The sequence below is a fragment of the Fictibacillus marinisediminis genome (assembly GCF_023149135.1).
GTDB lineage: Bacteria > Bacillota > Bacilli > Bacillales > Fictibacillaceae > Fictibacillus_C > Fictibacillus_C marinisediminis.
In genome coordinates this window covers 3,504,661-3,530,799 of record NZ_JAIWJX010000002.1, presented here as the reverse complement: position 1 = coordinate 3,530,799, position 26,139 = coordinate 3,504,661, and the positions used below count along the sequence as shown (strand labels likewise).

Here is a 26,139-nt window from a genome sequence, read left to right as displayed (position 1 = left end):
CTGTAATAAATTTTACAGTTTCCGATGTTATAATAGGAATTACGGGAAAAAACACTGATTTTAGTAAATTGGATGTTATAGATTGTCGAATTTAAAAGGCGGATGGGGAAATACGCAGTTCTGAAATAAGGAAGTGATGAATTTTGATAGAAATGAAAGATGTATGGAAAACATATCCCAATGGTGTGATGGCTTTAAACGGGATAGATATCTACATAGATAAAGGTGAATTTGTTTATGTAGTAGGGCCGAGTGGAGCCGGTAAATCTACATTCATCAAGTGCATGTACCGAGAAGAGAAGCCGACAAAAGGTTCAATCCTCATACAGGGCACAGATCTGGCAAAATTAAGGGAAAGAAACATTCCTAAAATGCGCAGGAAGATTGGAGTAGTCTTTCAGGACTTTAAACTTTTGCCAAAGCTGACTGTATATGAAAATGTTGCTTTTGCACTTGAAGTTATTGAAGAGTCTCCAAAAGTTATCCGCCAGCGCGTCATGGAAGTTCTCGATCTGGTTCGGCTGAAAAACAAAGCACGTTCTTTTCCGGATGAGCTATCAGGCGGAGAACAGCAGCGTGTATCGATCGCCCGTTCCATTGTTAATCATCCTCCAGTTATTATTGCGGATGAGCCGACAGGAAACCTTGACCCTGAAACGGCATGGGAGATCATGGACATCTTCAAGGAAATCAACGAACGTGGTACGACAGTTGTCATGGCCACTCACAATAAAGATATTGTTAACAGTTTTCAAAAGCGCGTAATCGCCATTGAAGGCGGACGAATCGTGCGTGACGAGCAGAAGGGGGAATACGGCTATGAAATCTAGAACCCTAAAGCGTCACTTTACAGAAGCATTTAAAAGTCTTGGGAGAAATGGCTGGATGTCATTTGCCTCCGTTAGTGCAGTAACGGTTACTTTATTGCTTGTCGGCGTTTTTCTAGTGGTCCTATTAAACTTAAATCATCTTGCAAGCCAGATTGAAGGCGATGTAGAGATTCGGGCGTATATTGACCGCACGACAAAACAGACGGAATATGCTGATCTGCAGCAAAAAATGGAACAGGTTCCGCATGTCAATGAAGTGAAGTTCCAATCCAAAGAAGATGGATTGAAAGAATTGATCAAAAGCCTTGGTGATGAAGGAAAAGCTTTCTCATCTCTGAAAAAAGAGAATCCATTGCCAGATGCGTACATCATTAAAACGAAGAAGCCTCAGGATACCGCATCTGTAGCTTCTGAAATAGAGAAATTTGACCACATCAAGAAGGTTGATTACGGCCAGGGAACCGTAGAACGGCTGTTTAAAGTGACTGGCGCTGCCAGAAATGTTGGGATTGTATTGATCATTGGATTGATCTTTACAGCAATGTTCCTCATTTCAAACACGATTAAACTTACAATTGTGTCCCGGCGTAAAGAAATTGAAATTATGAAACTTGTTGGTGCAACAAATGGCTTTATTCGCTGGCCTTTCTTCATTGAAGGGTTTGTACTGGGTGTGATGGGAGCGATTGTTCCGATCCTCGTTATCGTGTTCGGATACGAATTCCTGCACGGCTCAGTCAATAATCAGCTTGATACCGTCTTTGTCAGACTGCTGCCGGTCTATCCGATGGTACTTCAGCTTTCAGCATTGCTGGCCGTTATCGGTGGATTGATTGGAGTATGGGGAAGCATGACATCCGTACGTAAATTCTTAAAAGTATAAATTCATTTTGAGCAAGATTGTGCTTTGGAAACAATTTTGCAAAGAGACTTCATGGACAAGTTGATGGAGTGCAAGGTGCGAGACTCCAGCGGGACACGCGGGATAGGTGAGACACGCAGGCGCATGCGCCGGTGAGGCTCAGCGCCCGCCCCGCGGAAAGCGAGCATCCTGGAACGGAAATCAACTGCTTCCAAGAGCCACAAAGGTTACGAAAGATATACATGAAAATTGGGGTAGAAAAGGGGAGGACTTGATTTGAACAGAAAGATCGCAGGATTAACACTTTCATTAAGCCTCGCTCTTAGCGGTATTACAGCATACCAATCATCCACGACAGCCAGCGCAGAAACGCTAAAGAGCATACAAGAGAAAAAAGAGGCGAATAAAAAGAAACAAGGCGCCGCTAACGCAAAGCTAAAGCTCAATGAAAAGAATCAGGCAGCTACAAAAAAGGAAATTGAACGCATCGATAAATCAACGATGGCTACAGAAAGCCAGATTAAAAAGAAAGAAAACGAGATCCAATCAACACAGGATCAGATCGATCAGCTTAAGAACGAGATTGATCTTGTTCAAAAGCGGATTGACAAGCGGGACCAGCTGCTGAAGGAACGCGTCAGCTCCATGTACGAGAGCGGCGGAGCTGTCCAGTATCTTGATGTGGTTCTCGGATCAAAAAACTTCGGTGACTTTCTTGACCGGGTTGTCGCATTGAACCTGATTGCGGATCAGGACCGCCAGCTATTGGAAGAGCAAAAGAAAGATAAGGACCTTTTAGAGCAGAAGAAACAAAAGGTTGAAGATCAGCTTTCTGCTCTCCAGGACAAAATGCGTGAGCTTCAGGATCTGAAGAAGCAGCTTGATGCACAAATGGAAGAGAAAACCCGTTTGATGTCTTCATTAAAGAAAAAGCATTCTGAAATTGAGGACGAAGTGGAAAAGTATGAGCATTCAGCTGAGCTTCTAAGCAGCCAGGAGAAGGCCATTAAAGAAGAACAAGCTCGAGCTAAACAGGCTGAGGAGCAAAACAGCACGAAGGGAAGCGCAGGCGGAAATGCTGCGAATACCGGATCAGGAATGATCATGAAGCCGGCAGCGGGTATCTTTACTTCCGGGATCGGTTCTCGCTGGAACAAGTTCCACGCGGGTATTGATATTGCCAAGCCAGGTACAGTTCCGATCTACGCAGCGGCAGATGGTACTGTCATCCGTTCAGATTACTCTTCATCCTATGGAAATGTAATCTTCATTACCCACTCGATCAATGGACAAACGTGGACCACGGTTTACGGGCACATGAGAGAGCGTGTCGTTCAGGGCGGTTCTGTAAAACGCGGCCAGCTGATCGGATATATGGGGAACACCGGCCATTCAACAGGCCAGCACTTGCACTTTGAACTTCACAAAGGGCCATGGAACGCATCAAAATCCAATGCAGTTGACCCTCGTCCGTATATGTAATCAGAGAAATATATGGACATAAAAATACAAGCTGTTCATAATATAGAGTAGGAGTTTCGGGCGGACACATCAGGTCCATCTCTTACTTTGAAAATTGGCATCGCATCGGGAAGGTGTGGTGCCTTTTTCTGCCAAAAATGAGGTGAGCGAAATTGAAAAGAAAAGTTGTTGCGCTTCTTATGGTTTTATCGCTTGTTATTGGAGCCGGCGGAATGTACGGCTACATGCAATGGTCCAATAAAGATCAATCATTGGGCAACGCCGGCTCGGTCAGTGAGATGAAAAGCACCAAAGCGCCGGTGAATCAGGATCAGGAATTTGCGAAGCTTCAAAAAACGTACGAGCTGATCTCCTCGAGGTATTATCAGAAAGTAGATTCAGAGAAACTGCTTGAAGGTGCCATCGACGGGATGGTAAGGACATTAAAAGATCCTTACTCTGTCTATATGGATGAAGACACGGCCAGCCAGTTTACCCAATCACTGGATTCTTCCTTTGAAGGTATTGGAACAGAAGTAAGCATGCAGGACGGAAAAGTAACCGTTATCGCACCATTTAAAGATTCACCTGCAGAACGTTCAGGTGTGAAGCCAAATGACCAGATCGTTTCAGTTGACGGCAAAAGTCTCGAAGGGCTTGATCTGTATCAGGCTGTTCTAAAGATCCGAGGCAAAAAAGGTTCTACAGTTACACTCGGTATTAAGCGAAAAGGTGTTAATGACACGCTTAACATCGATGTGAAACGGGACACGATTCCGATTGAGACGGTTTATTCTAACGTTCGAAACGTAAACGGCAAAAAATCGGTGTCCTCAACATTACCTCTTTCTCTGAAGATACAGGAACCGATTTTAAAGATAAACTGGGTGAACTTGAAAGCAAAGGAATCCAAGGGCTTGTCATCGATGTCCGCGGAAATCCAGGCGGCTATCTGAATGCGGTGGACAGCATGCTGAAGGAAATTATTCCGGCAGGCAAACCGTTCGTTCAAATTCAAGACCGCAAAGGCAACAAGGAACGGTATGTTTCTCAGCTGAAAGAGAAGAAAGCCTATCCTATTGTCGGTCTCGTAGATGGGGGAAGTGCCTCAGCTTCTGAGATCATGGCTGGAGCATTAAAAGAAGCAGGCGGCTATCCGCTCGTCGGCGAGAAAACGTTCGGAAAAGGAACGGTTCAGCAGACCATCGATCTGGGGGACGGCAGCAATGTGAAGCTGACGCTTGCGAAATGGCTGACTCCGGACGGCAATTGGATCCATAAAAAAGGCATCAAGCCAAATTATGCCGTAAAACAGCCGGCTTATTTCTACACAAGCCCGCTTACAATCGAAAAACCGCTTGTTTTTGACATGAACAGCGAACAAGTAAAAAATGCACAGAAAATGCTTCAGGGCCTTGGCTTTGATCCGGGACGCACAGACGGCTATTTTGACGAAAAAACAGAAACAGCCGTTACTGCTTTCCAAAAAGCCAACAAGCTCAGCCCATCCGGCAAAGTGGATCAAAAAACAGCCGGCAAGCTGGAAAGTAAGATCATCACTGAGATCAGAAATAAGAAAAACGACGTCCAGCTTCAAACGGCTTTGGAGATGGCGGCAGAAAAGAAAAAATAACGAAGGATTCCGCAGGCTCTTGCCTGCGGAATTTTTTTTGTTGATTGAGAAGCTGGAGAAATGCTGTGTTTGGCATGTAAAAGGTGGAGAGTGGCACGTAAAGGCAATAAAGCCGCACGTAAAGTCATTAAAATGGCACGTAAATGCTAAAAACCCGCACGTAATTCATGAAAACCCGCATGTAAACCCAAACGAACGTCTGCTCATCTTCTGACAAACCATTTGTAAGCGCCTTTCTTTATGAAAAGCTATACATTTTTCTCACACTCCTTGCACTTTTCGGGTTATACTTAAAAATATTAACTACATAATGTTTGTGTAAATTTACATTCCAGGCAGAAGCCGGAAGCACATCTTGAATAGATTACGAACGTTGAGAAAAGAAGCATTAAGGAGAGGTTTGCGTGATGGATATCTATGTAAAGGAACTGCTTGAGGCCATAGCGGCTCTTTTTTTACATCCACTTTCATACGTGTTTGTGATTGTTGCTTTTGTTATTGGTTTTAAGCGAGTAAAACGGGAACGAAAAGAATTTAAAGTTAAGGTCCACCCTGTGATTGATAATTTGATTCAATCATTTTTTCCTGGTCTTGTTATTGGTATTATTTTTTCAGTTGTTCTGCTCGGCGCCGGTGTCGTCGTTCCGATGGGAATGGTGGCCTTGATCGGCGCAATGTACGCGTTGCTTGGCTTAACACTGAGAACAAGGTTTTTAAACCCGGCTTATGCGATCGGACTCGCATCAATAGTTGCACTTGTTCTCCCGCATATCTCGACAAATGTTGATCTGCTGGATACATGGCTGAGGGATATCCGCAACACACCGCTGGATGCTCTCGGTATTCTAATGGCACTCCTCCTCATTCAGGAAGGGATTCTGATCATCTGGAAAGGGTCAAGCCGAACGTCTCCCCGTCTGTTGAAAGGCAAGAGAGGTCAATACGTGGGTGCGCATGAGGCAACAAGGTTCTGGCTTGTCCCGCAATTTTTCCTCATCCCGATCGGTGCCATTCCTGAACAGGGAGATTGGCCGATCTTCGGACTGCAGGCTGTAGGATACTCCATTCTCCTTGTCCCGTTTGCGGTAGGTTTCCGTCAGCTGAATTCTCATTCGCTTCCACAGGAGGCGATTAAAGCGACCGGAAAACAAGTACTGGCTCTCGGCGCACTTATTGTGGCGATTGCGCTGGTTGGTTTCTTTACTGGCTTGCCGCTGCTTGCGGTTATCGCTATCATTGGCGGAACGCTCGGCCGTGAGCTCATTACCGTCATTAACAGCCAGCGTGATGGGAGCGGCAAGCCATTCTTCACACGCCGGAATGAAGGACTCGTGGTCCTCGGTGTGGTGCCTGGCACCCCGGCTGCCAAGATGGGAATCCAGGTAGGGGAAGTCATCATGAAGGTGAATGGAGTCGCCTTGAATAATGAGCGTGAATTCTACCGTGCATTGCAGATTAATGCAGCCTTTTGTAAACTTGAAGTTCTGGATCATAAAGGAGAGATCCGTTTTTCCCAGCGTTCGCTCTATGAGAATGAACACCATGAACTCGGCTTGCTGTTCGTGCATGAAGTGACAGAAAAGAAGAGTGTGGAAGTTTCGTAATTGTGATTTTTCATAATTTCTTAGAATTCTTTCAATATTTGTTAGAATATATTTCATAATTAATTTGAAAGGACTTTTCAAGTGAGCTTGCCGAAATGGTAAGCTCTTTTTTTATTTAACAAACGGGCCAGATTGTGGAATAAATTCATTTAAAATATTGGTAATATTTTTCTGTAAATTGTGTTATAGTTCGGACGGAAAAACGTACACGGATGTTACCAATACTTGGGGGAGATAATTATGAATATTAATCAAATTGGACCAATTCAAGAGGGATAGCGCCTACTGGTCTAAAAACTGCGTATTTTCCTTCATCAAGGGAGGAAGCTGTATTCATGACAAAATATGATTTAATTGCATTAACTTATAATGTAAAGGAACAAATTGATGCAAAGCTTTTCTCAATAAAAACAGTTATTCAATTAAAAGGTGCTTTAGTTGAATAAACAATAAAAACCCCACTTTATTTAAAGGTGGGGTTTTTACTTAATGAACAGGCTGCTCTGCATATCGCCTTTTTTAGCATGAAAAACAGTCATATGTTTTTGACAAAGTTCCGCTTTCAAATAATTCATCTAAATACACTGAAACCGCCATTGCGACCAAGGACGTTTTCGGTCCCACCATAACGTACAATATGACTTTAAATTTAGGATGTACGATTATATGAGGATATCTTGAAAGGAGTTTACCTCATGAATATTACATCTTTTGTCTTTTACTGTATTATTGTTACGTTTACACCAGGACCTACTAATATCGTCATATTATCTACCGCGCATAATTCTGGGACAAAAAAGGCAATGGAATATACGTTCTTCACCTTTGTAGAAAATACACTTTTTGCGTCTTTAATCGCTTGGTTTTTGACGGCACTTGGCAAGTTTGCAGGAACATCTTTTGCGTCTTTTTAGTTGTTTTCTTTTCCGCAACCATTTCAGAAATCAATGCGTTCATTGTAGTGATATATTCTTTTTCCATAGAGGTTAAGATAGATGCTTGTTCTTTTGTAGGTAGCAGTTTGACTTTTACAGTGATGGTTTGCGACATACGGTTCACCCCCTTGTTTTTTGTTGTTCCACATATCGTTTTATCGTTTCGCTTGATACATTTCCTGCGGTCGATACAAAGTAGGAACGTGTCCAAAAGCTTGGCAAATGCCCGAGATGAGAAAATTCCTCTCTCAACTTTTTAGAAGTCACTCCTTTAATTTTTGCCATCATATCAGCAGGACTCAGTGTTGGGAGTGCATTCAGAAACATATGGGTATGGTCTTTGTCACACTCTCAAGCGACAATAACAATCTCCAATTCCTCACATATTTCTTGTACCCATTGTTTAAAGCGTTCCTCTACATCGGCACGAAGGAATATTTTCCTTCTATACCGAGGGCAAAAAACAAAATGATAGTTAATTAATGATACGGTTGTATTTGTTCGTCTGTATTCATTCATACCTTTTTTGTATCAGTTAGTTTAATAAATTGAAACAAATAAGAATAGTGGGTTTATGTTTTGGATACCTAAAGTAGTTTAAACCTTGCGGTTAAAAAACTACTCCGTATCCAACCTCACTTTCATCCCCCACCTGATGGAGTGGGCTTTCCCGTTCGGAATCTGTAAAAAAACATACCAAGATCAGGGGGAAACGATAGTATAACAGGCAAATATTAATTTGAATTTTTACAAACGTCTTGTATTGCATTCATTAACATTAAAGACGCTTTACCCATGCTGTTTTTATCTTTATAAACCGTCCCTATTACTACGGTTGGATCAATATCAGCGAAGGGTTTGATGACCAGGGAACTTTGCAATTCCAAACCGCTATACACAGGAACAATTCCGATACCAAGACCGGATAAAACCATCTGCCTAATTACATGAAAACTCCCCACTTCAATACCTGAAAAAGGATTTTGCCCCTTTTGAAATATGATCCTCTCCGATAACTCCCGGTATATGCAGGTTTGCTCTTTTAAAAGTATAGTTTGTCCGGCGAGGTCCGGAGTTGCTATACTGCTCTGCTTGGCCAATGAGTGGTCTGCTTTGAGCAGTACTCCCAACTTTTCCTCGAAAAGTGGCTCAAACGCCAGCTTGAAGTTTGCCGGTGGTGAGACGCATATGCCAAAATCTAATATTCCAGAACGAACCCTTTCCGCGAGAGATCTGCTCCCACTCACTTCCATGGTTAACTGCACTTGTGGCCGAAACTTACAAAAGTCTGCTACTATAGACGCTACCCTTTGACTTGCTACCGGTTCAATAGCTGCCATTCGGATTATGCCAGCATCCCCGACTCCAATTTCCGACACGGTTTGTCGTAAGGATACAATCGATTTGAGTAAAGCAGAAGCCTCATGTGAAAGCCATCGGCCTGCTTCGGTTAGAATCACGCGCTTGCCTTCGCGCACGAACAAGGATACTCCAAGATCAGCCTCAAGTCGCTGGATTTGAAGGGTCACCGTAGATGGTGCATACCTGAGCTCTTCGGCAGCTTTCTGAAAAGTGCCGAGACGAACAATGGATTCAAATGTTTTTAACGCTCTTAGATCCAATTTCATCACCTACTTTAAGAAATATGAATAAAATCTTCAGATAATTCAATTTTACAAAAATTATAAGGTAACTTACACTAATGATGTCAAGAATAATTTTAGGGAGAGGTCAAGAGCATGGGGGGAGTTGTACACGATTCTTATAAATCTGCGTTCAGTTGGATCACCATATGGGCATCCCTTTTGTTTGCCGTAATACTTGGTTTTTCGCGGCTATCCTATGGATTGTTCTTACCCGGGATTCAAAGGGAAATGGGAGGGAGTTACGGTGAACTTGGTATGTTGGGCACCTTGAATTTCATCGGCTATTTGGCCGGGACATTGTGTTTGCCTCTCTTAATCGGCCGCTTTCCATCCAGAAAACACACCATTAATAGAGTCTCGTGCACGTTTTTGGGAATTGCCATGATTGGATCGGTGTTTAGCCATAGTTTCATCCAACTCGGTCTATGGCGCTTCGTGATTGGTTTGTTATCGGCTTTCGCCACCGTGTTGGTATTGTCTATTGCCATGGACTCCGTTCAACCAAATCAACGCGGAATGGCTTCGGGATTTATATGGTTAGGCGGATCTGCCGGAATCATGATAACTGGTTTGCTGGCACCGTATACGATAGATCCTTCGCACATGACTGGGTGGCGGTATGCTTGGGCGGCTATGGGAATTTTTGGTATCTGTTCGTCGATAGGTTTTGAAGCGGTAATTCGAAGGGATAAAATTGAAACGACAGTTCGTAAAATCGAATCCAACACACGAAACAAGGAACATGTGAATGTGTATAAACTCTTATTTAGCCCTAAAAAATTATTGTTTTTAATCGGATCTTATTTTTTCTTTGGATGGGGATACATTATTTATTTCACCTATTTGATTCCTTTTCTCGTGAATCAAGGAATCCCATCGCTTTATGCCGGGCTGATTTGGTGTGGGATCGGATTTGCCGGTTTATTCAACGGTTGGCTTGGCGGCAGAGCAATTGACAGATGGCCGAGCGGGTATACCCTTGCAACTGGGTTAACACTAGGGGCAATAGGTGTGCTTGGAGTAATTACAAATAGTATAATTCTTACTTCATTAGGTGGAGCGCTTATTGGGCTAGTTTCGTTTATAACGCCACCACTTATGACGACTGCATTGCTTCGTCGTAAAGTACCTAATGACATATACGCAACATGTCTCAGTATTACAACTGCTTTTTTTGCTACTGGGCAAATAATCGGCCCTTTGTTTGGAGGATGGATTGTCGATCGGTTCGGTTTGCAATTCGGCGTAACGTCAAGTTCCATTTTTATGGCGATCTCGGCTGCATTGGCATGTATATACGGTGGAATACAACAAGAACTTGAAACGCAAAACTCGTTAAGGAGTAAATAAAACGGGAAGAATCACCTACACCCGGTAGTCGTTGCGGCAAAAGCCGACCGAGCCATTTTGGGTTTTGAAACCTGTTTTTGAGGGCGCTATGATCCAGTGATTTAGTTTTGTTCTGTAAATATAATACAATTGTATCGAATTAATCTATTTGGAGGAACTTAATGTGTATGTTACGATAGGCGAATTCATTAAAGATTGGAATCGAGAAGCTTTTCTTACCCAAAAGGTTTTGGACGTCTTAACTGATGAATCCCTTCAACAACGTATTTCGCCAGAAGGGCGCACTTTGGGAAGGATTATATGGCATTTTGTAAGCAATATTCCTGAATATCTTACGAATTTTGGATTTGAAATTGAGGTAATTAAGGATGGTGAAGGTATTCTTTCTGCTGAAAAAATTGCTAAAATTTTTCAAGAGGTAAGCAGTAATGTAGTAGAAACAGCTGAAAAGCAATGGTCTGATGAAACATTAAAACAAATTCAAGATGCTTTTGGAAGAGAGACGACGAATGGAACAATATTGAATTTACTTATTCGGCATATTATCCATCATCGTGGTCAAGCAACGGTCCTCATAGATCAGGCAGGTCTAAAGGTTCCAGGAGTCTATGGTCCATCAAGAGAAGAATGGATAGAGATGGGGAAAAACGCTCCTTTATAAAATATTGTTTATAATATGGCCTGCTGCTTCATTCGTATCTGTAAAAACGTTCACATTGTTTTACAATCATTCTTGATAGTAAATTGAGACATATAGAACCTATAATTGCCGTGGAGGATGCAGAAGCCAAATAGTAGGATGAATGGATCAGAAAGCAAATGCTTCATGTCATAAACATAATGACCCACCAGTTTCACGGAGTAACGTTATGTTATTCCTGCCCTTGAATTAGGAGCTTCCGATTATCTATAAATTGTTCATTGTTATGGAGGAGATAATATGGTTTATTCACAGGAAAATGACAAAGCTATTAGAAAATATTTTCAATCAGGAAATATAAAGCTTTCTTACCTTGACTTTGGAGGAGAAAGTCGGAAAATTCTTATTATGTTACATGGATATATGGGTAATGCAAGAACATTTTCTGAATTAGCAACTAAATTCAAAGATTGGCGAGTTATTTGTTTAGACCAACGAGGTCATGGTTGGAGTCAACATCCTCCAAAGAAGGATTACTCACGAGAAAACTACGTGACCGATATTCTAAACCTAATACGTACAGAACTTGGCGGACAACCTGTAACGATGTTGGGTCATTCATTAGGTGGACTAAACGCTTATCAGTTTGCGGCTCGATATCCGGAGTTTGTGAAAGCAGTTATTGTTGAGGATATCGGTGCAGAAATTAACGCTGACTTCTCCTTTGCCGAGAAGCTCCCGAACCGTTCTGCTTCATTAAAAGAACTGAGAGAATCACTTGAACGTGTAGGACTTAATTCTATAGATTATTTTTCAGAAAGCGTGTTTGAGGATGAAAAAGGTTGGGGGTTTTGTACTGATTTAAAAGGAATGAAAGTTTCCGTACAAAACTCAAATGGGGTTTGGTGGGAAGACTGGCTGTCTTCTACTTGTCCTATTTTGCTAGTTCATGGCAGAAAAAGTTTTATTCTTGACTTAGACCAAACTGAACGTATGGAATCACGAAGACCGAACACAAAACTTGCAGTTTTCGAAAAATGCGGTCACGCTGTCCATTCTGATGATTTAAACGGTTTTTATCAGGTAGTAAACAATTTTCTCGATCAGCTGAATTAGGGGTGCCTACCAATTTCTTCATTCAGAGTATCGGCTTCTAGTTTAATATTTTAATCCCAATTTCTCATTTATATCACTGAGAGATTGGCGTTTTCTGTGGGTACCCATTAATGAAAGAATACGCATGTAATGTTTATTTCTTAAGACTTCATAAAATGTACACACAATAACATTAAAGAGGAAATACCAATCATACAAGCTACCCATTAACCAAGCTGTTTGTATATCGCCTGAGTCAATGGCTATATAGATAGCTGTTGGGGTTGTTTGTGTTTTCCCTGGGATTTTCCCTGCAAACATTAGAGTAGCTCCAAATTCACCTAATGCTCTTGCAAAACTTAAGATTCCACCCGAAATAATAGATTTAAGTCTAGAGGAATAGTGACAACCATAAATAAGTTGAGTTCATTTGCGCCATCCACACGAGCAGCATTCTCAATATCCTCGTCAATCGATTCAAATCCTGTTTTATAGAAGATTGATACATTGATACTTCTCAAACAGGTTCTATTATTAATGAAACATTTTTAAAGGAAGGCTGCTGAATTTCAGTAGCCTTCCTTTTTATTGTTCAAATAAAAAGTATTTGACCTATGAAGGTTTTTTAGGTGAGTGTTGGTTTTCCCATCAATGATTAAAAGAAGATATTTAATATTAAATGCCTGTTATAGTGGTTGTGCAAGTGTGCGTAATAATAGTATGGGTTTCTTAGGGATTGGTCCTAGCTTACTAGTCAGTCACAAATTGTTTTAGGGCATCTATGGTTTATTGATTCAATTGCAGCAGGTATTTTAGGTATATTAACTTTGTCATCTCTCATGTTAGGAGATTCATTACAGTCCTCCTTAAAAAAAGCATCTAAAGTTATGGGTGAGGGAAACTCGATAATATTAGAAGCATTAAGTTATATTGACCCCAAACTAGATATAATTGAACATTTTCTACGTACCTCCCAAAAATTAAATTTACCTTTTTATTCAATGTCTGGAGTAGTATTTGAATAGACTTGTGTGGTAGTTCTTTTTGAAAATATGATTGATGAATTTTTATACAAAGTTATAAGTGGTAAAGTCTATATAACAAAATAAAAATTCCAAGTAATTATGAAATATACTTTGTTCTTTCTTTAAAATATAATGTTTTCTAATAATTTTTGAAATAATTTGTAAAAATATGTACTTATATATGAGAATTATTTTAATGAATTATGAAAAATCACAGTAATTTTCTATGAACGTAATCGATACTGAAGCAGGACATGTATAAAAAAGGTTGACAGAAAAGGGGGAGGTCTCAAGTGATGAGACCTCCTTTTTATCATCCCTTAAATCAAGTAGAATATAAAACCCGAAATAGTAGACATGGTAAAGACAGAGAAAGACAAACGTATAAACCAGCCCCTTTTTAAAGATGGATTTTAATAAAATGATTTCGGGCAAACTGGCGCCAGCCGAACTGATGACCATGGCCATTACAGGTCCTAACGCCATCCCTTTTGCTATCAGAATCTGTGAGATGGGAATCATGCTCGACAACCGAATGTAAAGCGGGATTCCGATAATGGCGACAATCGGAATCAGCCACCAGTGGTCTCTTCCAAAAACGGATGAAATCCATTCTGTTGGAACCAGTCCGTGAATTACGGCTCCAATGGCTGCCCCGATAACCAAGTATGGATATACACTTTTCATGAGGTCCCAAGTTTCTTTTAACGCCAATTTGACATTGAACTTTTGAGTTTGTTCTTCGTATCCTGTCATCACCACGTTTTTACCTGAGTTTTCGTACCCCTAAAGCAATAGAACCGAATGATTTTAACGTTTCAATCCACATACTTTATCTCCTTCTTAAGAGCACGCACTGGTGCAGCAGGTCTCCGTTTTTAATAATGCAGGCATTGCCTGACTTCTTGTTTTACTTGTAATCTGTGGATCGTGATGCATCCAGGCATTTCTTGCGTTTCTTTCCACCTTTTCTTGACGGGCTTTCATCCATTGGTAAACGGCATACTCATGAAACATAGTTATTCCTCCTAGGTTTTAATCAAATAATTTTGATCTATTAATCAAAAAAAATTGATGTAATATCGAAAAAATTTAACAGCCTGGTTTAAAAATGCAGCAGAGTTCGTGCGACAGCAAATGATTAATTTCTTCTGTATTGATGTTGTAATAGCTCCAGGTGCCTCTTGTTTCCTTGGTTAGAATGTTGGCATCCCACAAGATTTTCAAGTGATACGACAATTTAGATTGCGTCATATCCATGAGGGGAGCAAGGTCGCAGACACACATACTTCCTCTTTGGGTTAGGATGTTCATTATTTGCAACCGCTTTTTGTCGGCAAGGGCTTTGAACTTGCTTTCATACATCTCAAAATCATTTTCTGTTGAACGATGGTTGTCATTTGAAACATCTTTAAGCGGAATTTCTTTTTGCACGTTCATTCACCTCGATTAAAATCAAACTTTCTTGATGTACTCATACTATATCCATTATTTTCATATGTCAACTCCTTTATCAAAAATAGTTGATTTAAATTCGAAAGTACTATTTTACTTACTTTTATCTTATGTTGAAACATAAAAGAGGTGAACATTAATAATCAATTTTTTTTGATTAAACACTTGCAATTAGCAATATCTGCTAATATACTGTCAATAAATCAAGAAAAATTGATTTAGTGAGGAGGAGAAAATTTGAGCTGGTTACGCAAACTAACTGGAAAGCCAACTAAACAATCTGATTGCTGCAAGATTGAAATCAACGAAGTAAAAAAAGAAGCGAAAGAATCGAAAGAAGTGGAAAAATCGAAAGAAGCGTCGTGCTGCAATAAATAAAATCATTCTTGGATGGAGGGTTTCACGATGAAAATGCATGTGGGCATCAATGTCACGGATCTGGAAAAATCCATGGAGTTCTATTCTAAGATTTTTAATACAGATCCAGTAAAAGTGAAGGCAGATTATGCAAAATACTTACTCGAAGATCCAGGTCTTAACTTTACATTAAACCTCAAAGGCAAAGTATCAGGAAATCAGGTCGGCCATTTCGGTTTTCAAGTGGAAAATGCGGAAGAAGTGATAAAACACAAGGATCGTTTAGAGAAGTTAGGATTTTTTGCCCGTGAAGAAATGGATGTATACTGCTGCTATGCCACTCAGGATAAATTTTGGGTGACGGATCCAGACGGGAATGAGTGGGAATTCTTTTATACGAAGAGGGATACCGAAGTACATGAACCAACAAAATCAGCGTCGTGCTGCTAAATCATTCTATGTCACCTGTCATTCTGGCAGGTGACTTTTTGTTGATACGAATTTACGGTTGCGTACATAAGTATATACTTATATAATGATGACGGATAATGTGATGATATTGGAGGTGCTTGCTGGATGGCCAGTCAGGAATTAAAATTGGAAACCGCTGCTACCATACTAAAATTATTAGGCGATAAAACACGGTTAGCCATGGTGAAAATAATGTCTGAGAACGAATGCTGTGTCTGTGAATTTGTCGATCTGTTTCAGATGAGCCAGCCAGCCGTTAGTCAGCACCTGCGAAAGTTAAGGGATATCGGTTTAGTAAAAGAACGGAGAAACGGGCAATGGATCTATTATTCATTAAATGCTGCTTATCCTTTTCGTTCGTTTGTCCTGCAAGTGATTCAGGGCTTACCGAGTCAGCAGTATCGTATAGAAGAATTAGAGGCACAGGGAAAACGAATTTCTTGTGATAGTTAAGGAGGTATTATATTTGTGAGCTCAGTCATTATTGCCAGTATCCTATTTTTAGCCACACTGACGTTTGTGATCTGGCAGCCTAGAGGTCTTAGTATTGGGTGGTCAGCTTGTGGAGGAGCTTTTATTGCTTTGCTCTTTCAAGTGGTCTCCTTTAAGGATGTAATAGATGTAACGGGAATTGTTTGGAACGCTACTCTCACATTTGTTGCTATTATCATTATTTCTCTTATTTTAGATGAGGTAGGGTTCTTTGAGTGGGCGGCTCTTCATGTGGCCCGCTTTGCGAATGGAAACGGGATCAGAATGTTTTTGCTGGTAACGGTATTGGGAGCAGTGGTGTCCGCTTTCTTTGCCAACGACGGAGCTGCGTTAATCTTGACTCCGATCGTTTTAGCAATGGTTCGCCATTTGAAATTTGAGCACAAAATGGTGATTCCATTTATCATGGCCAGCGGGTTTATTGCAGATACGACTTCCTTGCCGCTGATCGTCAGCAATTTGGTGAATATTGTGTCAGCCGACTTTTTCGGCATCAGTTTTTCGGAGTATGCCAGCCGTATGATCATTCCCAATCTATTTAGTCTGCTGGCAAGCATTCTTGTACTCTATCTGTATTTCAGAAAAAGCATACCAAAGACATACGATGTCAATCAGCTGAAAAAACCGGCAGAGGCCATTAAAGATGTAAAAATGTTTACATTGTCATGGTATGTTTTAGCTGCATTGCTGGCGGGATACTTTATAGGAGAATTCTTCTCGGTGCCTGTATCCTTCATCGCCGGCATTATTGCGATTATATTCTTGATTGCAGCCAGAAAAAGTCCAGCCGTTCAAACGAAAACGATCATTAAAGGTGCACCTTGGGCGGTCGTATTCTTCTCTATCGGTATGTATGTTGTCGTGTATGGTTTGCGAAATGCAGGACTGACCAATTTATTGGCCAGTGCCATTGAATCTGTCACACATCATGGACTATTTGCAGGAACGATTGGAATGGGCTTTATCGCAGCGGTCATCTCTTCTGTGATGAATAATATGCCAACCGTTATGATCGATGCGTTAGCCATATCTGATACCCATACGACAGGTGTCATGAGGGAAGCCTTGATTTATGCGAACGTGATCGGTTCGGACTTGGGGCCGAAACTTACACCGATTGGTTCGTTAGCTACATTATTATGGCTTCATGTGCTGAATACTAAAGGCGTGAAAATAACATGGGGATACTACTTTAAAATTGGGGTCGTTTTAACGGTTCCAACCTTGTTTATAACGTTGACAGGTCTCTATCTATGGTTAATTATCCTTCATTAAATTGAGTTAAGGAGTGTTTGAGAATGGCTAAAAAAACAATCTATTTCTTATGTACCGGAAATTCATGCAGAAGCCAGATGGCAGAAGGCTGGGCTAAAAAGCATCTTGGTGAAGAATGGGAAGTAAAAAGCGCAGGGATTGAAGCACATGGCTTAAACCCCAATGCGGTTAGAGCGATGAATGAAGTGGAGATTGATATTTCGAATCAAACGTCTGACATCATTGATCCGGATATTTTTAATAACGCAGATCTTGTTGTCACGCTCTGCGGGGATGCGGCTGACAAGTGCCCGATGACTCCTCCGCATGTAAAACGGGATCACTGGGGATTTGATGATCCGGCGAAAGCGGAAGGAACAGAAGAAGAAAAATGGAAGGTGTTCCAGCGCGTCCGTGATGAAATTGGCGGGCGCATTGCGGCATTTGCCAATACAGGAAAATAACAAGCAAGGCTTACCCGTCGAGGTAAGCTTTTTTTTTGCCGATTTAATATGGCGGATGATAGAAGGTCTGAGGATAATGGCTTGGATAATACTGATCTTGGCGTTGTTCTCCACTGCAGTTTTTCGGCGGCCCGATAAACGTGGTGGACTGGACGGGTGCGACCGTTTGGATCCATTGTTTTTCATTCATGCAATATGTGTGAGCCATGATGTTGGACGGGGTGAATTTTAAAAGATCGGAACCCAGGATGACATCCGGGGTCGGTGAGTTGAATATAGCCAGCAGGTGGGTTTGGTCAGAGGCAGCTACTTCATAATGCCACCAGCCTTGAGGAACGTTAGCAACCTGCCGGGGTCCGATCGGATAGTGATGGAACTGTTTCGTAAACGGATTGAAGATGGAAACAACAGCAGAACCGGAAATGCAGTACACAAGCTCTGCGGCATTTTGGTGATAATGAGGTTCGACGACGTTATTGGTGCTCAAGAAAATATCCAATAAGGAAACATTGTCCAACGTGTTTAACTGCTGGATCCCCAAAACATTTATATAATTCTCGCGGTCTTTGGTGAACACGTTGCTGCTGACATCGGCGGTGTATTGAGTGGCTGGTGATGTGTAATCCAGGTTTTGCACCATAGTTTACCCTCTTTCTTTTGGCAGATGGTCACTAACATACCCTATGCAGATGCCCAGATGGCGTGACAGTATATTTTCCTGCTGCGGCCTCATTTGTCCACTTTGTGACAAATGAAGCAGAACAAGCCTTATTTTTATGAAAGTGTGATTTATATCACATATGAGAAAAGCCCCTCCGTTATAGCATGAAATAGTACTTATTACACTCCGTCAGGAAGATAGAAACACTGTTTCAGGTTATGAAAGGAGAGGTCACACATGAAGAAACATACGTCCAGCTATCTTTGGAAGGTTTCTGCTCTGGGCATCACCCTGTTAGCACTTCTAACAGGATGCGACCGGCGGTATCTCGTCTTTAATCCGTCCGGGCCTGTCGCGCAAAAGGAGTTTGACTTAATTGTATTGTCAGCGGTTTTATGTGCCGCTGTGGTGATACCGGTTTTAATTTTGCTGTTTTATATCGTATACAGGTACCGTGACAAACCGGGCAATAAAGCACCGTATACGCCAGAGTGGAATGACAGCAAAATATTGGAGATCGTGTGGTGGGGAATTCCGGTCATCATCATTTGTATTTTAGGAGTTTACACTGCCAAAACAACGTATTCTCTTGTCAAACCGCCAGTGACAGATGTAAAACCGATTACCATTCAGGTCACCTCACTCGATTGGAAGTGGCTGTTTCAGTATCCCGATCAAAAAATTGCGACCGTCAACTACGCGGAAATTCCGGCCGGCGTTCCAGTTCAATTCCAATTAACATCGGATTCGATGATGAACTCGTTCTGGGTTCCAGAGCTTGGCGGACAAGAATATACGATGCCGGGAATGGCGATGAGGCTCTGGCTCCAGGCAGACAAGCCGGGAACGTACTTCGGATCTGGTGCCAACTTTACCGGAAGAGGTTTTGCACATATGAAATTTAAGGTGGTTGCCAAGCCGCAGGCTGAATTCAACCAATGGGCAAAACAAATCAAAAAATCAGCTCCGGCGCTAACTCAGGAGAGATATGATCTGCTGACGAAAAAAGGACTGGCAGAGAAACAATCATTTTCCTCGTATCCTGAATCCTTGTTTCATAACACGATCGACCGCAACGGCGGCAAATATATGAAGCCTGAGATGAAGCACGGGGGACATGACATGTCGATGATGGACCACGATAAATAATAGAAAAGAAGAAAGGGGGAAAAACAGATGGCAGACAAGGCGAAAGGATTTTTTGTAACCGGCGATCCGCTGATTTATGGCGCGGATGTTGCCATTGTGATCACGCTTCTTGGTATTTTGGTTTTTCTTACGTTTTTTAAAAAATGGGGCTGGCTGTGGCGCGAGTGGCTCACAACCGTTGATCATAAAAAAATCGGAATTATGTATTTGGTATCCTCCCTCCTCATGCTGTTCAGGGGAGGAGTTGACGCACTGCTCATGAGAATGCAGCTGGCTTTCCCGAATTCACACTTTTTGGATTCACAGCATTACAATGAGATTTTTACGACGCACGGCACAATCATGATTTTGTTTATGGCGATGCCCTTTATGTTTGCACTGTTTAACATTGTGGTGCCGCTGCAGCTCGGAGCGCGCGATGTCGCGTATCCGTTCTTGAACGCGCTGAGCTTCTGGCTGTTTTTCTTTGGCGCCATGCTGTTCAACTTATCCTTTGTTGTGGGAGGATCACCGGATGCCGGCTGGCTGAGCTATCCGCCGTTATCCGAACTTGCTGGAAGCCCTGGGCCGGGACAAAACTTCTATATCTGGGGAATTCAAATCTCGGGGATTGGAAGCCTGGCAACTGGAATTAACTTTCTCGTCACCATTTTAAAGATGCGTGCTCCCGGCATGAAACTCATGAAGATGCCGCTGTTCTCCTGGTCTGTACTGGCCAGCTGCATCACGATCATCTTCGCGTTTCCTGTATTGACGGTAACACTGGCGTTATTGTTTGTTGACCGCTTTTTCGGTGCCCATATCTTTACGGCAACCGGCGGCGGAAACCCGATGATGTATGTCAACCTGATCTGGATGTGGGGACATCCAGAAGTGTATATCGTAGTGCTGCCGGCGTTCGGTATCTACTCAGAGGTCGTCAGCACCTTCTCGAAAAAGAAAATTTTCGGCTATAAATCCATGGTATTTTCCATGATGATCATCAGTGTACTTTCCTACTTTACGTGGGTCCACCACTTTTTCACGATGGGTGCCGGAGCCGATGTGAATACGTTCTTTGCCATAACAACGATGGCAATCGGTATTCCGACGGGTGTTAAAGTATTCAACTGGCTGTTCACGATGTTCCGCGGCCGCATCAGCATGACGCAGCCGATGCTCTGGACGCTCGCTTTTATTCCCTGCTTTGTCGTTGGGGGAGCGACAGGGGTCATGCTGGCTGTTGCGCCGGCTGACTATCAGTACCATAACAGCTATTTCCTGATTGCCCACTTTCATCAGGTCCTGATTGGCGGGGTTGTCTTCGGGTATTTGGCAGGACTCTACTACTGGTGGCCGAAAATGTTCGGCTTTAAATTGAACGACCGCCTCGGCAAATGGGCGTTCTGGACATGGAATATCGGGTTCTATGTATGCTTCATGCCGCAATATGCGCTTGGATTCATGGGCATGACCCGCCGTGTCTATACGTACGGATGGGACATGGGCTGGGCGCCGTACAACCTTGTTTCCACGGGTGGCGCGTTCCTTATGGGAATCGGCTTCGTGTTCCAGGTATGGCAGATCCTCTACAGCATCAAGAACGGCGAGCGCGATCTTACAGGAGATCCGTGGAACGGCCGGACGCTGGAGTGGTCCATTCCATCTCCTGCTCCGCTTTATAACTTTGCCCATATTCCAAAGGTGAGGAGTGATGATGCCTGGTGGGATATGAAGGAACATAAGCATGGAGCTGCTTCTGAAAAAGAAAATAAAGAGTTTGAACCGATCCACATGCCTAAAAACTCAGGTATTCCATTTTTCATGGCGGCGTGCTGGTTTGTAGCAGGATTTGGGCTTACTTTTGAATGGGTGTGGGTAGGAATCGCCGGCTTGGCTGGTGTAGCCATCTGCTTGCTGGCCCGTTCCTTCCAGCGGAAAACGGACTACTACATTCCTGTAGATGAAATCAAGCGGACGGAAGCTTCTTTAGGGAGGGTCGTGTGATGGCACAATCGGTAACGTCTATGGATACCCGCCACGAGGCGCATCATGATACGTTTAAATTGCTGGGCTTTTGGATTTTTCTTGTAACAGACTGTATTATTTTCGCTTGTTTGTTTGCAGTATATGCCGTCTTAAGGACTCACACAGATGGAGATCTTACAGGTCATGAGCTGTTTGAGGTCAAGGGCTTTACTGCTGAAACTTTCATCCTTTTGGCAAGCAGCTTTACGAGCGGGCTTGCTTCACTCGCGATGCATAAAGGAAACAAAAAACAGCTGATGGCATGGCTGGCGGTTACCGTATTGCTCGGTATGTCCTTTGTGGGACTTGAAATTACGGAGTTTGCCAAAATGGCAGCTGAAGGAGCAACGATATCCACTAACGCATTTCTTTCTTCCTTTTTTACACTGGTCGGAACGCACGGACTCCACGTCACGTTCGGTTTGATATGGATGATTGGTGTGATGGTTCAGATCGGCAGGCACGGCATCGACCATCTGACCAAAGAAAAAGTAACGATTGTCGGTCTGTACTGGCATTTTCTCGATGTCGTCTGGATCTTCATCTTTACCGTTGTTTATCTGTTGGGGGTGATGTAGATGAACGGACATGAAAACCATGGTTCAGCAAAGACATACATTATGGGTTTTCTCTTCTCCATCATTTTAACGATCATCCCGCTGTGGCTTGTGATCCAGCATGTGATGAGCAAGAGCATGCTGACGGTTTCCATTCTTTTGATCGCCTTACTGCAGCTCATCATTCAGTTTTTCTTCTTCATGCACATTAGAGAAGGAGAGAAGCCGAGGTATCATGTGATGGCACTTGTGCTTGGCGCGGTAATGGTGTTTACGATCGTAGCCGGCTCTATCTGGATCATGACGTTTAATTCTCAGGTTCATTAAGGAAATAGACTTTGCCTTTGGTTGAGCCTGTGTGGCGGAGGTTCATGGCGGAAAGCAGATCCTGAGCGATAAATCGAGACGAAAGCTGAAGAAAGTGCCGGCACTGCTGATTGGTGATCGTTGGCTGAATAAGTAAAAAATAATCTTATAAAGAGGAAATGTGAGCATCGCTTGAAGAATGAAGGCAGGCAATGCAGACCCATTTTCCTCTTTTTCTTTTCATGGGGAGAGTAAAGCATTTGGGACAATGTATGCCGATGAGAAGGTCGGTTTTAGGAATCAGGAAGTATTCGAGGGGATCGAATGTTTGAGATGTATGCTGTTTGATAAGAAGATTGGACAACCGTTTTAACTGCTTTTTGCTCAGAATCTCATTTGTGTGCAGTTGGTTGAGGTGTTCTATTTTTTCAGGGACTAAAGAGCTTCGGGTAATGTACTTGAGGTTACTAGGACTGCCTTTGGTTCGAATGATGGTCCGGGGACTGCTGATAACAACGAGGCATTCAATGGGGAGCGGTGGTAGACGGTTCTTTGTAAGCCATTCGGTTAACAGCTTTTTATGGCGTTGGATTTGTATGATCGGATATGCAAATCCTTCTTCTTTACCTTCGTGTGTACGAATCAGCTGTTGATGTGTTTCGTCAAAAAGAAGTGAGCCTGAAAAATTCTTCACTTCTAGATTGAGAAGGTAATAGGGTGTAAGAATAAGCAAATCCATTTGAAATTGACTGTTGAGAGCAGGAAGGCGTATGTCATGGAGGATAAGGTGGTCCTTCGATGGAATTTCTTGCAGATAAAAGTCGAGGAACTGTTCGCCGCGGTATCCTTTGAACCGGCTGGCCAGCTCTTTTTCGATGATTGGCCGTTTTGGATGGTTTGGGGGCAGTCTGCGAAGCAAGGCTTCTAGTTTTTTGATGATAAGAGGGATTTGTATTGGTTTGACGATCATAGCAACACTCCTTATTAGATAGTTTTCTCTTTTTTAGTAGATTTTCCTGCTTTAGAAGGGTGGTTTTATGGAGGGAGGAGAGCGGGTGGGGAGTTTAGGTGAAGAATTGAGCGGAAAAGGAGAGGAATTGTGCCGAACGCTCAATTAATTGAGCCGAACAACATTTAATTGAGCGTAACTCAAAATAATTGATCCAAACTAAAAATTCAGATAACTGCGCTCAACTAAACCGGCTTAATTTTCACAAAAACCCCTACATTATCCTCATTCATTGTCAGTTCCTACAAAGTAAAACCCCTTCATTTCTGTCAATTAGTCTCTCATTCTTACATTTCTTAGGTCATTTTAGCGAGTTTTGTAACATTTTGAAATATAGTTGTAATGTAATTGCCCAAAAACTCCATCTTCTAAATGATATAATTGCACTTGGGATTAAAAGAGGGTGTAGGAGAACGTATGGAGGAGGCAATACCATTGAAAAGAAAGATATTAAAGGGGTTATTATCTCTAAGCATTGGCTTGAGCGCTTTTACATACACTTCTGCTCATGCGCAAACGTTGGGTGAGATACATAAAAAGCAAGCTGAAAATCAGGCGAAAAAGCAAGAAAAGAATGCAGAAATTAAAGACGTGCAAGGACAGCAGGACCAGGTGCTTGAGGAACTGCAAAAAATTGAGTCTACTCTGCAGCAGACCCTAAACGATATTCAGACGAAAAAAACAGAAATCAATGATACGAAAAACGAGATTCAAAGCTTGAAAGACCGAATTGCCAAGATTCAAAAACGCATCAAAGAACGCGATGCGATCTTAAAAGAGCGTGTCCGTTCCATGTATGAAAGCGGCGGAGCGGTGAAGTACCTTGATGTCGTACTTGGCTCACAAAACTTCGGTGATTTCCTTGACCGCTTGATCTCATTAAATTTGATCGCAGAATCTGATAAGTCCATTTTGGAAGATCAAAAACGCGATAAAGCAGCAGTAGAAGAGGATAAACAGCATGTAGAACAAAAGCTGAATTCCTTGAATGCGAAGCTGCAGGAATTAAATGGGCTGAATGATAAGCTCAGTGCCCAAAAAGAAGCAAAAAACAGACTGTCCGCTTCATTAAAGAAGAAGGAAACGCATCTTCATGAAGACGTGACAAGTATTGAAGAGAAAAATCAAATTCTTTCCGCACAGGAAAAAGCGGTAAAAGAAGAGATGGCAAGAGCAAAAAGAGAAGCTGAACAGCGCAAGCGTGAAGAAGCAGCCCGTAAAGAGGCAGCCAAACGTGCGGCTGAACGCCAACAAGAGCGTCATGAGTCAGCGCCTTCACCTGCGCCGACTCATAGCGAGCCAAGTGTTTCAGCGAACTTTATCTGGCCTGCCAATGGCTACGTTTCTTCGCCATTTGGCAAGCGTTTTGGCGGCAGTGATTTCCATCCGGGAATCGATATCGCTCAAGCTGGATCGGACAATGCGATCTCAGCAGCGGCTTCAGGTACGGTTGCCCGTTCTTACCTATCGTCTTCTTACGGTAATGTCGTATTTATTTCTTCTTACATTGACGGCCAGCTGTACACGACTGTTTATGCACATATGAGTGAGCGTGCAGTCAGCACAGGACAAAGTGTAACTCAAGGACAACGACTTGGTACGATGGGTAATACTGGACATTCCACTGGACAGCATTTGCATTTCGAACTTCATAAAGGTGAGTGGAACTACGCGAAATCAAACGCTGTAAATCCAATCCCATATCTTCGTTAATCAACACATCAGGGAAGCAAGGAGACATCTCCATGCTTCCCTTTTTATTAATAAAAAAAGCGGGGTGAGAAGATGAAAGCCGGTCAAGCTCGTAAAAACGCGGAAAATTGGGTGAAGGAAAACGCCAGCTCTGAAGAATGGTTTTTGGGGGCGTATTTGAGCGGATCGACCATTGGCCTGGCTGATGATGATGAACTGCCGGTTGGATCAGACGTCGATATTGTGCTTGTTACTGCGGAGGATGAACCACCGCTGAAACCCGGAAAGTTTCTCTATCGTGATACCTTGCTGGAAGCTACTTATCTATCTCAAAAATTATTAAAATCAGCCCGAGAAGTGCTATCCTCTTACCACCTGGCAGGAAGCTTCCGTACGAACACGATCATTGCTGACCCCACAGGACATTTGCAGAAACTCCAGCAGCAAGTGTCCAAGCATTTTCCGGAGAAAAAATCGGTGAGGAGCCGATGCGAAAACGCCATGAGAAGAATTGAATCCGGGCTCGCTGCGATTCAGCCGAATGCAACGATTCATGAACAAGTAACAAGCTGGCTGTTTCCGGCTGGGGTCACGACCCACGTTCTTCTCGTTGCTGCCATGCAGAATCCGACCGTCCGGCTCCGTTACCTTAAAGCGCGCGAGGTACTGGTGGGATACGGACAGGAGGGGTTTTATACGGATCTATTGAGGCTGCTCGGCTGTGAGCATTTTACTTCTGAAAAAGTGGAGCACCACCTAGCCAACCTTGAAGAAACCTTTGATGGTGCAGCGGCGGTCTCCAGGACGCCGTTCTTTTTCAGTACAGATATTACGAAAATCGCCCGTCCGATCGCCATTGATGGAAGCAGGAAACTGATTCAGGACGGTTTTCATCGTGAAGCTGTATTTTGGATTGCAGCCACGTTTGCGCGATGCCGAACGATTCTTACAGCAGACGCCCCGCCTGATTTGCAGGAATCACTGGCTCCTGCGTTTACCGAACTCCTCGCTGATTTAGGTATAGCTACCACAAGAGATATTTTTGACAGGGCACAGGAAGTGATCAGCTTTTTGCCGGCTGTATGGGACACCGCTAATGCCATTATGGAGGCCAACCCTGATATTAATAAGAATAAGTAATGGCATACCCTGGATAAAGGGCATGTCTTTTTTTACAGGGCGAG

23 protein-coding genes and 6 pseudogenes are annotated in these 26,139 nt (G+C 42.7%); 20 read left to right on the top strand and 9 right to left on the bottom strand.

The annotated features are described in order from the left end of the window. Positions 1-143: 143 nt before the first annotated feature. The 6 genes and pseudogenes from ftsE to LCY76_RS18825 form a co-directional block, all read left to right on the top strand. Entirely contained in the window at positions 144-830 is a 687-nt protein-coding gene (ftsE, locus tag LCY76_RS18850; protein ID WP_248253892.1) for a cell division ATP-binding protein FtsE, read from the top strand. Next, positions 820-1,713: a permease-like cell division protein FtsX gene (gene ftsX / locus LCY76_RS18845; RefSeq protein WP_248253891.1), complete on the top strand. Its 894-nt coding sequence runs from the start codon at positions 820-822 to the stop codon at positions 1,711-1,713. Before ftsE ends, ftsX begins: the two co-directional genes overlap by 11 nt. A 255-nt stretch (positions 1,714-1,968) precedes the next feature. After that, positions 1,969-3,174 (top strand): murein hydrolase activator EnvC family protein, encoded by a 1,206-nt coding sequence (locus LCY76_RS18840; protein ID WP_248253890.1) that lies wholly within the window; start codon positions 1,969-1,971, stop codon positions 3,172-3,174. 152 nt (positions 3,175-3,326) lie between these two features. Then, positions 3,327-4,786: pseudogene (locus tag LCY76_RS18835) on the top strand (S41 family peptidase). Between the two features lie 407 nt (positions 4,787-5,193). Beyond that, complete coding sequence (locus tag LCY76_RS18830; RefSeq protein WP_248254723.1) at positions 5,194-6,390, top strand: PDZ domain-containing protein; 1,197 nt, start codon at positions 5,194-5,196, stop codon at positions 6,388-6,390. 695 nt (positions 6,391-7,085) lie between these two features. Continuing rightward, a pseudogene (locus LCY76_RS18825) lies at positions 7,086-7,208 on the top strand (LysE family translocator); the annotation flags it as partial. Here the strand turns inward: LCY76_RS18825 and LCY76_RS18820 are convergent. The 3 genes and pseudogenes from LCY76_RS18820 to LCY76_RS18810 all read right to left on the bottom strand — a co-directional run. Continuing rightward, positions 7,208-7,440: pseudogene (locus tag LCY76_RS18820) on the bottom strand (RNA-guided endonuclease TnpB family protein); the annotation flags it as partial. The pseudogenes LCY76_RS18825 and LCY76_RS18820 sit on opposite strands and share 1 nt — an antisense overlap. Positions 7,441-7,445: 5 nt before the next feature. After that, positions 7,446-7,844, bottom strand: a pseudogene (gene tnpA, locus LCY76_RS18815) (IS200/IS605 family transposase). A gap of 215 nt (positions 7,845-8,059) precedes the next feature. Continuing rightward, on the bottom strand, positions 8,060-8,947 hold the full coding sequence (locus tag LCY76_RS18810; RefSeq protein WP_248253889.1) for a LysR family transcriptional regulator: 888 nt from the start codon (positions 8,945-8,947) through the stop codon (positions 8,060-8,062). A 117-nt stretch (positions 8,948-9,064) separates the two neighbouring features. Here LCY76_RS18810 and LCY76_RS18805 point away from each other — a divergent pair, with 117 nt between their 5' ends. The 3 genes from LCY76_RS18805 to LCY76_RS18795 all read left to right on the top strand — a co-directional run bounded on the left by LCY76_RS18805 (position 9,065) and on the right by LCY76_RS18795 (position 12,077). Further along, entirely contained in the window at positions 9,065-10,321 is a 1,257-nt protein-coding gene (locus LCY76_RS18805; RefSeq protein WP_248253888.1) for a YbfB/YjiJ family MFS transporter, read from the top strand. A gap of 163 nt (positions 10,322-10,484) precedes the next feature. Beyond that, positions 10,485-10,982: a DinB family protein gene (locus LCY76_RS18800; protein WP_248253887.1), complete on the top strand. Its 498-nt coding sequence runs from the start codon at positions 10,485-10,487 to the stop codon at positions 10,980-10,982. A gap of 279 nt (positions 10,983-11,261) precedes the next feature. Beyond that, on the top strand, positions 11,262-12,077 hold the full coding sequence (locus tag LCY76_RS18795; RefSeq protein WP_248253886.1) for an alpha/beta fold hydrolase: 816 nt from the start codon (positions 11,262-11,264) through the stop codon (positions 12,075-12,077). Between the two features lie 140 nt (positions 12,078-12,217). On the opposite strand, the pseudogene LCY76_RS18790 reads toward LCY76_RS18795, so the two are convergent. From LCY76_RS18790 to LCY76_RS18775, 4 genes and pseudogenes are all read right to left on the bottom strand, one after another. Continuing rightward, positions 12,218-12,547 (bottom strand): annotated as a pseudogene (locus LCY76_RS18790) (molybdate ABC transporter permease subunit); the annotation flags it as partial. Positions 12,548-13,401: 854 nt separating this feature from the next. Beyond that, positions 13,402-13,867 (bottom strand): annotated as a pseudogene (locus LCY76_RS18785) (permease); the annotation flags it as partial. Positions 13,868-13,924: 57 nt separating this feature from the next. After that, positions 13,925-14,098, bottom strand: a complete 174-nt coding sequence (locus LCY76_RS18780) for a hypothetical protein (RefSeq protein ID WP_248253885.1) — start codon at positions 14,096-14,098, stop codon at positions 13,925-13,927. A gap of 75 nt (positions 14,099-14,173) precedes the next feature. Further along, positions 14,174-14,446 (bottom strand): ArsR/SmtB family transcription factor, encoded by a 273-nt coding sequence (locus LCY76_RS18775; protein ID WP_248254722.1) that lies wholly within the window; start codon positions 14,444-14,446, stop codon positions 14,174-14,176. A gap of 327 nt (positions 14,447-14,773) precedes the next feature. Between LCY76_RS18775 and LCY76_RS18770 the strand changes: the two genes are divergently transcribed. The 5 genes from LCY76_RS18770 to arsC all read left to right on the top strand — a co-directional run bounded on the left by LCY76_RS18770 (position 14,774) and on the right by arsC (position 17,574). Continuing rightward, a complete protein-coding gene (locus tag LCY76_RS18770; protein ID WP_248253884.1) occupies positions 14,774-14,914 on the top strand; it encodes a hypothetical protein in 141 nt (46 codons plus the stop codon). A gap of 27 nt (positions 14,915-14,941) precedes the next feature. Next, entirely contained in the window at positions 14,942-15,343 is a 402-nt protein-coding gene (locus LCY76_RS18765; RefSeq protein WP_248253883.1) for an ArsI/CadI family heavy metal resistance metalloenzyme, read from the top strand. Between the two features lie 126 nt (positions 15,344-15,469). Then, on the top strand, positions 15,470-15,817 hold the full coding sequence (locus LCY76_RS18760; protein WP_248253882.1) for an ArsR/SmtB family transcription factor: 348 nt from the start codon (positions 15,470-15,472) through the stop codon (positions 15,815-15,817). A gap of 15 nt (positions 15,818-15,832) precedes the next feature. After that, positions 15,833-17,131: an arsenic transporter gene (locus tag LCY76_RS18755; RefSeq protein WP_248253881.1), complete on the top strand. Its 1,299-nt coding sequence runs from the start codon at positions 15,833-15,835 to the stop codon at positions 17,129-17,131. A gap of 23 nt (positions 17,132-17,154) precedes the next feature. Continuing rightward, positions 17,155-17,574: an arsenate reductase (thioredoxin) gene (gene arsC, locus LCY76_RS18750; protein WP_248253880.1), complete on the top strand. Its 420-nt coding sequence runs from the start codon at positions 17,155-17,157 to the stop codon at positions 17,572-17,574. Between the two features lie 43 nt (positions 17,575-17,617). Here the strand turns inward: arsC and LCY76_RS18745 are convergent, their stop codons facing one another. Next, complete coding sequence (locus LCY76_RS18745) at positions 17,618-18,214, bottom strand: cupin domain-containing protein (protein ID WP_053357025.1); 597 nt, start codon at positions 18,212-18,214, stop codon at positions 17,618-17,620. Positions 18,215-18,472: 258 nt separating this feature from the next. On the opposite strand from LCY76_RS18745, the gene LCY76_RS18740 reads away from it, so the two are divergent. Genes LCY76_RS18740 through cyoD form a run of 4 tightly spaced genes read left to right on the top strand, consistent with a single transcriptional unit; the run spans position 18,473 to position 22,275 of the window. Further along, a complete protein-coding gene (locus LCY76_RS18740) occupies positions 18,473-19,384 on the top strand; it encodes a ubiquinol oxidase subunit II (RefSeq protein WP_248253879.1) in 912 nt (303 codons plus the stop codon). A 27-nt stretch (positions 19,385-19,411) separates the two neighbouring features. Continuing rightward, positions 19,412-21,370 (top strand): cytochrome aa3 quinol oxidase subunit I, encoded by a 1,959-nt coding sequence (qoxB, locus tag LCY76_RS18735; RefSeq protein WP_248253878.1) that lies wholly within the window; start codon positions 19,412-19,414, stop codon positions 21,368-21,370. Then, positions 21,370-21,969 (top strand): cytochrome o ubiquinol oxidase subunit III, encoded by a 600-nt coding sequence (cyoC, locus tag LCY76_RS18730; RefSeq protein WP_248253877.1) that lies wholly within the window; start codon positions 21,370-21,372, stop codon positions 21,967-21,969. The genes qoxB and cyoC overlap by 1 nt, the downstream gene beginning before the upstream one ends. After that, the gene (cyoD, locus tag LCY76_RS18725) at positions 21,970-22,275 is read left to right on the top strand and encodes a cytochrome o ubiquinol oxidase subunit IV (RefSeq protein WP_053357028.1); all 306 of its coding nucleotides are present in this window, start codon (positions 21,970-21,972) and stop codon (positions 22,273-22,275) included. 145 nt (positions 22,276-22,420) lie between these two features. On the opposite strand, the gene LCY76_RS18720 is transcribed toward cyoD, so the two are convergent. Beyond that, on the bottom strand, positions 22,421-23,224 hold the full coding sequence (locus LCY76_RS18720; RefSeq protein WP_248253876.1) for a nuclease-related domain-containing protein: 804 nt from the start codon (positions 23,222-23,224) through the stop codon (positions 22,421-22,423). 474 nt (positions 23,225-23,698) lie between these two features. Between LCY76_RS18720 and LCY76_RS18715 the strand changes: the two genes are divergently transcribed. Further along, positions 23,699-24,976 (top strand): murein hydrolase activator EnvC family protein, encoded by a 1,278-nt coding sequence (locus LCY76_RS18715; RefSeq protein WP_248253875.1) that lies wholly within the window; start codon positions 23,699-23,701, stop codon positions 24,974-24,976. A gap of 72 nt (positions 24,977-25,048) precedes the next feature. Continuing rightward, a complete protein-coding gene (locus tag LCY76_RS18710; RefSeq protein WP_248253874.1) occupies positions 25,049-26,095 on the top strand; it encodes a hypothetical protein in 1,047 nt (348 codons plus the stop codon). The last annotated feature ends 44 nt before the right edge of the window (positions 26,096-26,139 follow it).

Excerpts from the sequence above, each read along its gene's own strand:
- ftsX (WP_248253891.1), top strand. The coding sequence starts at position 820 with ATGAAATCTAGAACCCTAAAGCGTCACTTTACAGAAGCATTTAAAAGT.
- LCY76_RS18805 (WP_248253888.1), top strand. The coding sequence starts at position 9,065 with ATGGGGGGAGTTGTACACGATTCTTATAAATCTGCGTTCAGTTGGATC.
- LCY76_RS18745 (WP_053357025.1), bottom strand. The coding sequence starts at position 18,214 with ATGGTGCAAAACCTGGATTACACATCACCAGCCACTCAATACACCGCC.
- cyoD (WP_053357028.1), top strand. The coding sequence starts at position 21,970 with ATGAACGGACATGAAAACCATGGTTCAGCAAAGACATACATTATGGGT.
- LCY76_RS18760 (WP_248253882.1), top strand. The coding sequence starts at position 15,470 with ATGGCCAGTCAGGAATTAAAATTGGAAACCGCTGCTACCATACTAAAA.
- LCY76_RS18830 (WP_248254723.1), top strand. The coding sequence starts at position 5,194 with ATGGATATCTATGTAAAGGAACTGCTTGAGGCCATAGCGGCTCTTTTT.
- qoxB (WP_248253878.1), top strand. The coding sequence starts at position 19,412 with ATGGCAGACAAGGCGAAAGGATTTTTTGTAACCGGCGATCCGCTGATT.
- LCY76_RS18740 (WP_248253879.1), top strand. The coding sequence starts at position 18,473 with ATGAAGAAACATACGTCCAGCTATCTTTGGAAGGTTTCTGCTCTGGGC.
- LCY76_RS18775 (WP_248254722.1), bottom strand. The coding sequence starts at position 14,446 with ATGTATGAAAGCAAGTTCAAAGCCCTTGCCGACAAAAAGCGGTTGCAA.
- LCY76_RS18780 (WP_248253885.1), bottom strand. The coding sequence starts at position 14,098 with ATGTTTCATGAGTATGCCGTTTACCAATGGATGAAAGCCCGTCAAGAA.
- cyoC (WP_248253877.1), top strand. The coding sequence starts at position 21,370 with ATGGCACAATCGGTAACGTCTATGGATACCCGCCACGAGGCGCATCAT.
- LCY76_RS18765 (WP_248253883.1), top strand. The coding sequence starts at position 14,942 with ATGAAAATGCATGTGGGCATCAATGTCACGGATCTGGAAAAATCCATG.
- LCY76_RS18720 (WP_248253876.1), bottom strand. The coding sequence starts at position 23,224 with ATGATCGTCAAACCAATACAAATCCCTCTTATCATCAAAAAACTAGAA.
- LCY76_RS18710 (WP_248253874.1), top strand. The coding sequence starts at position 25,049 with ATGAAAGCCGGTCAAGCTCGTAAAAACGCGGAAAATTGGGTGAAGGAA.
- arsC (WP_248253880.1), top strand. The coding sequence starts at position 17,155 with ATGGCTAAAAAAACAATCTATTTCTTATGTACCGGAAATTCATGCAGA.
- LCY76_RS18795 (WP_248253886.1), top strand. The coding sequence starts at position 11,262 with ATGGTTTATTCACAGGAAAATGACAAAGCTATTAGAAAATATTTTCAA.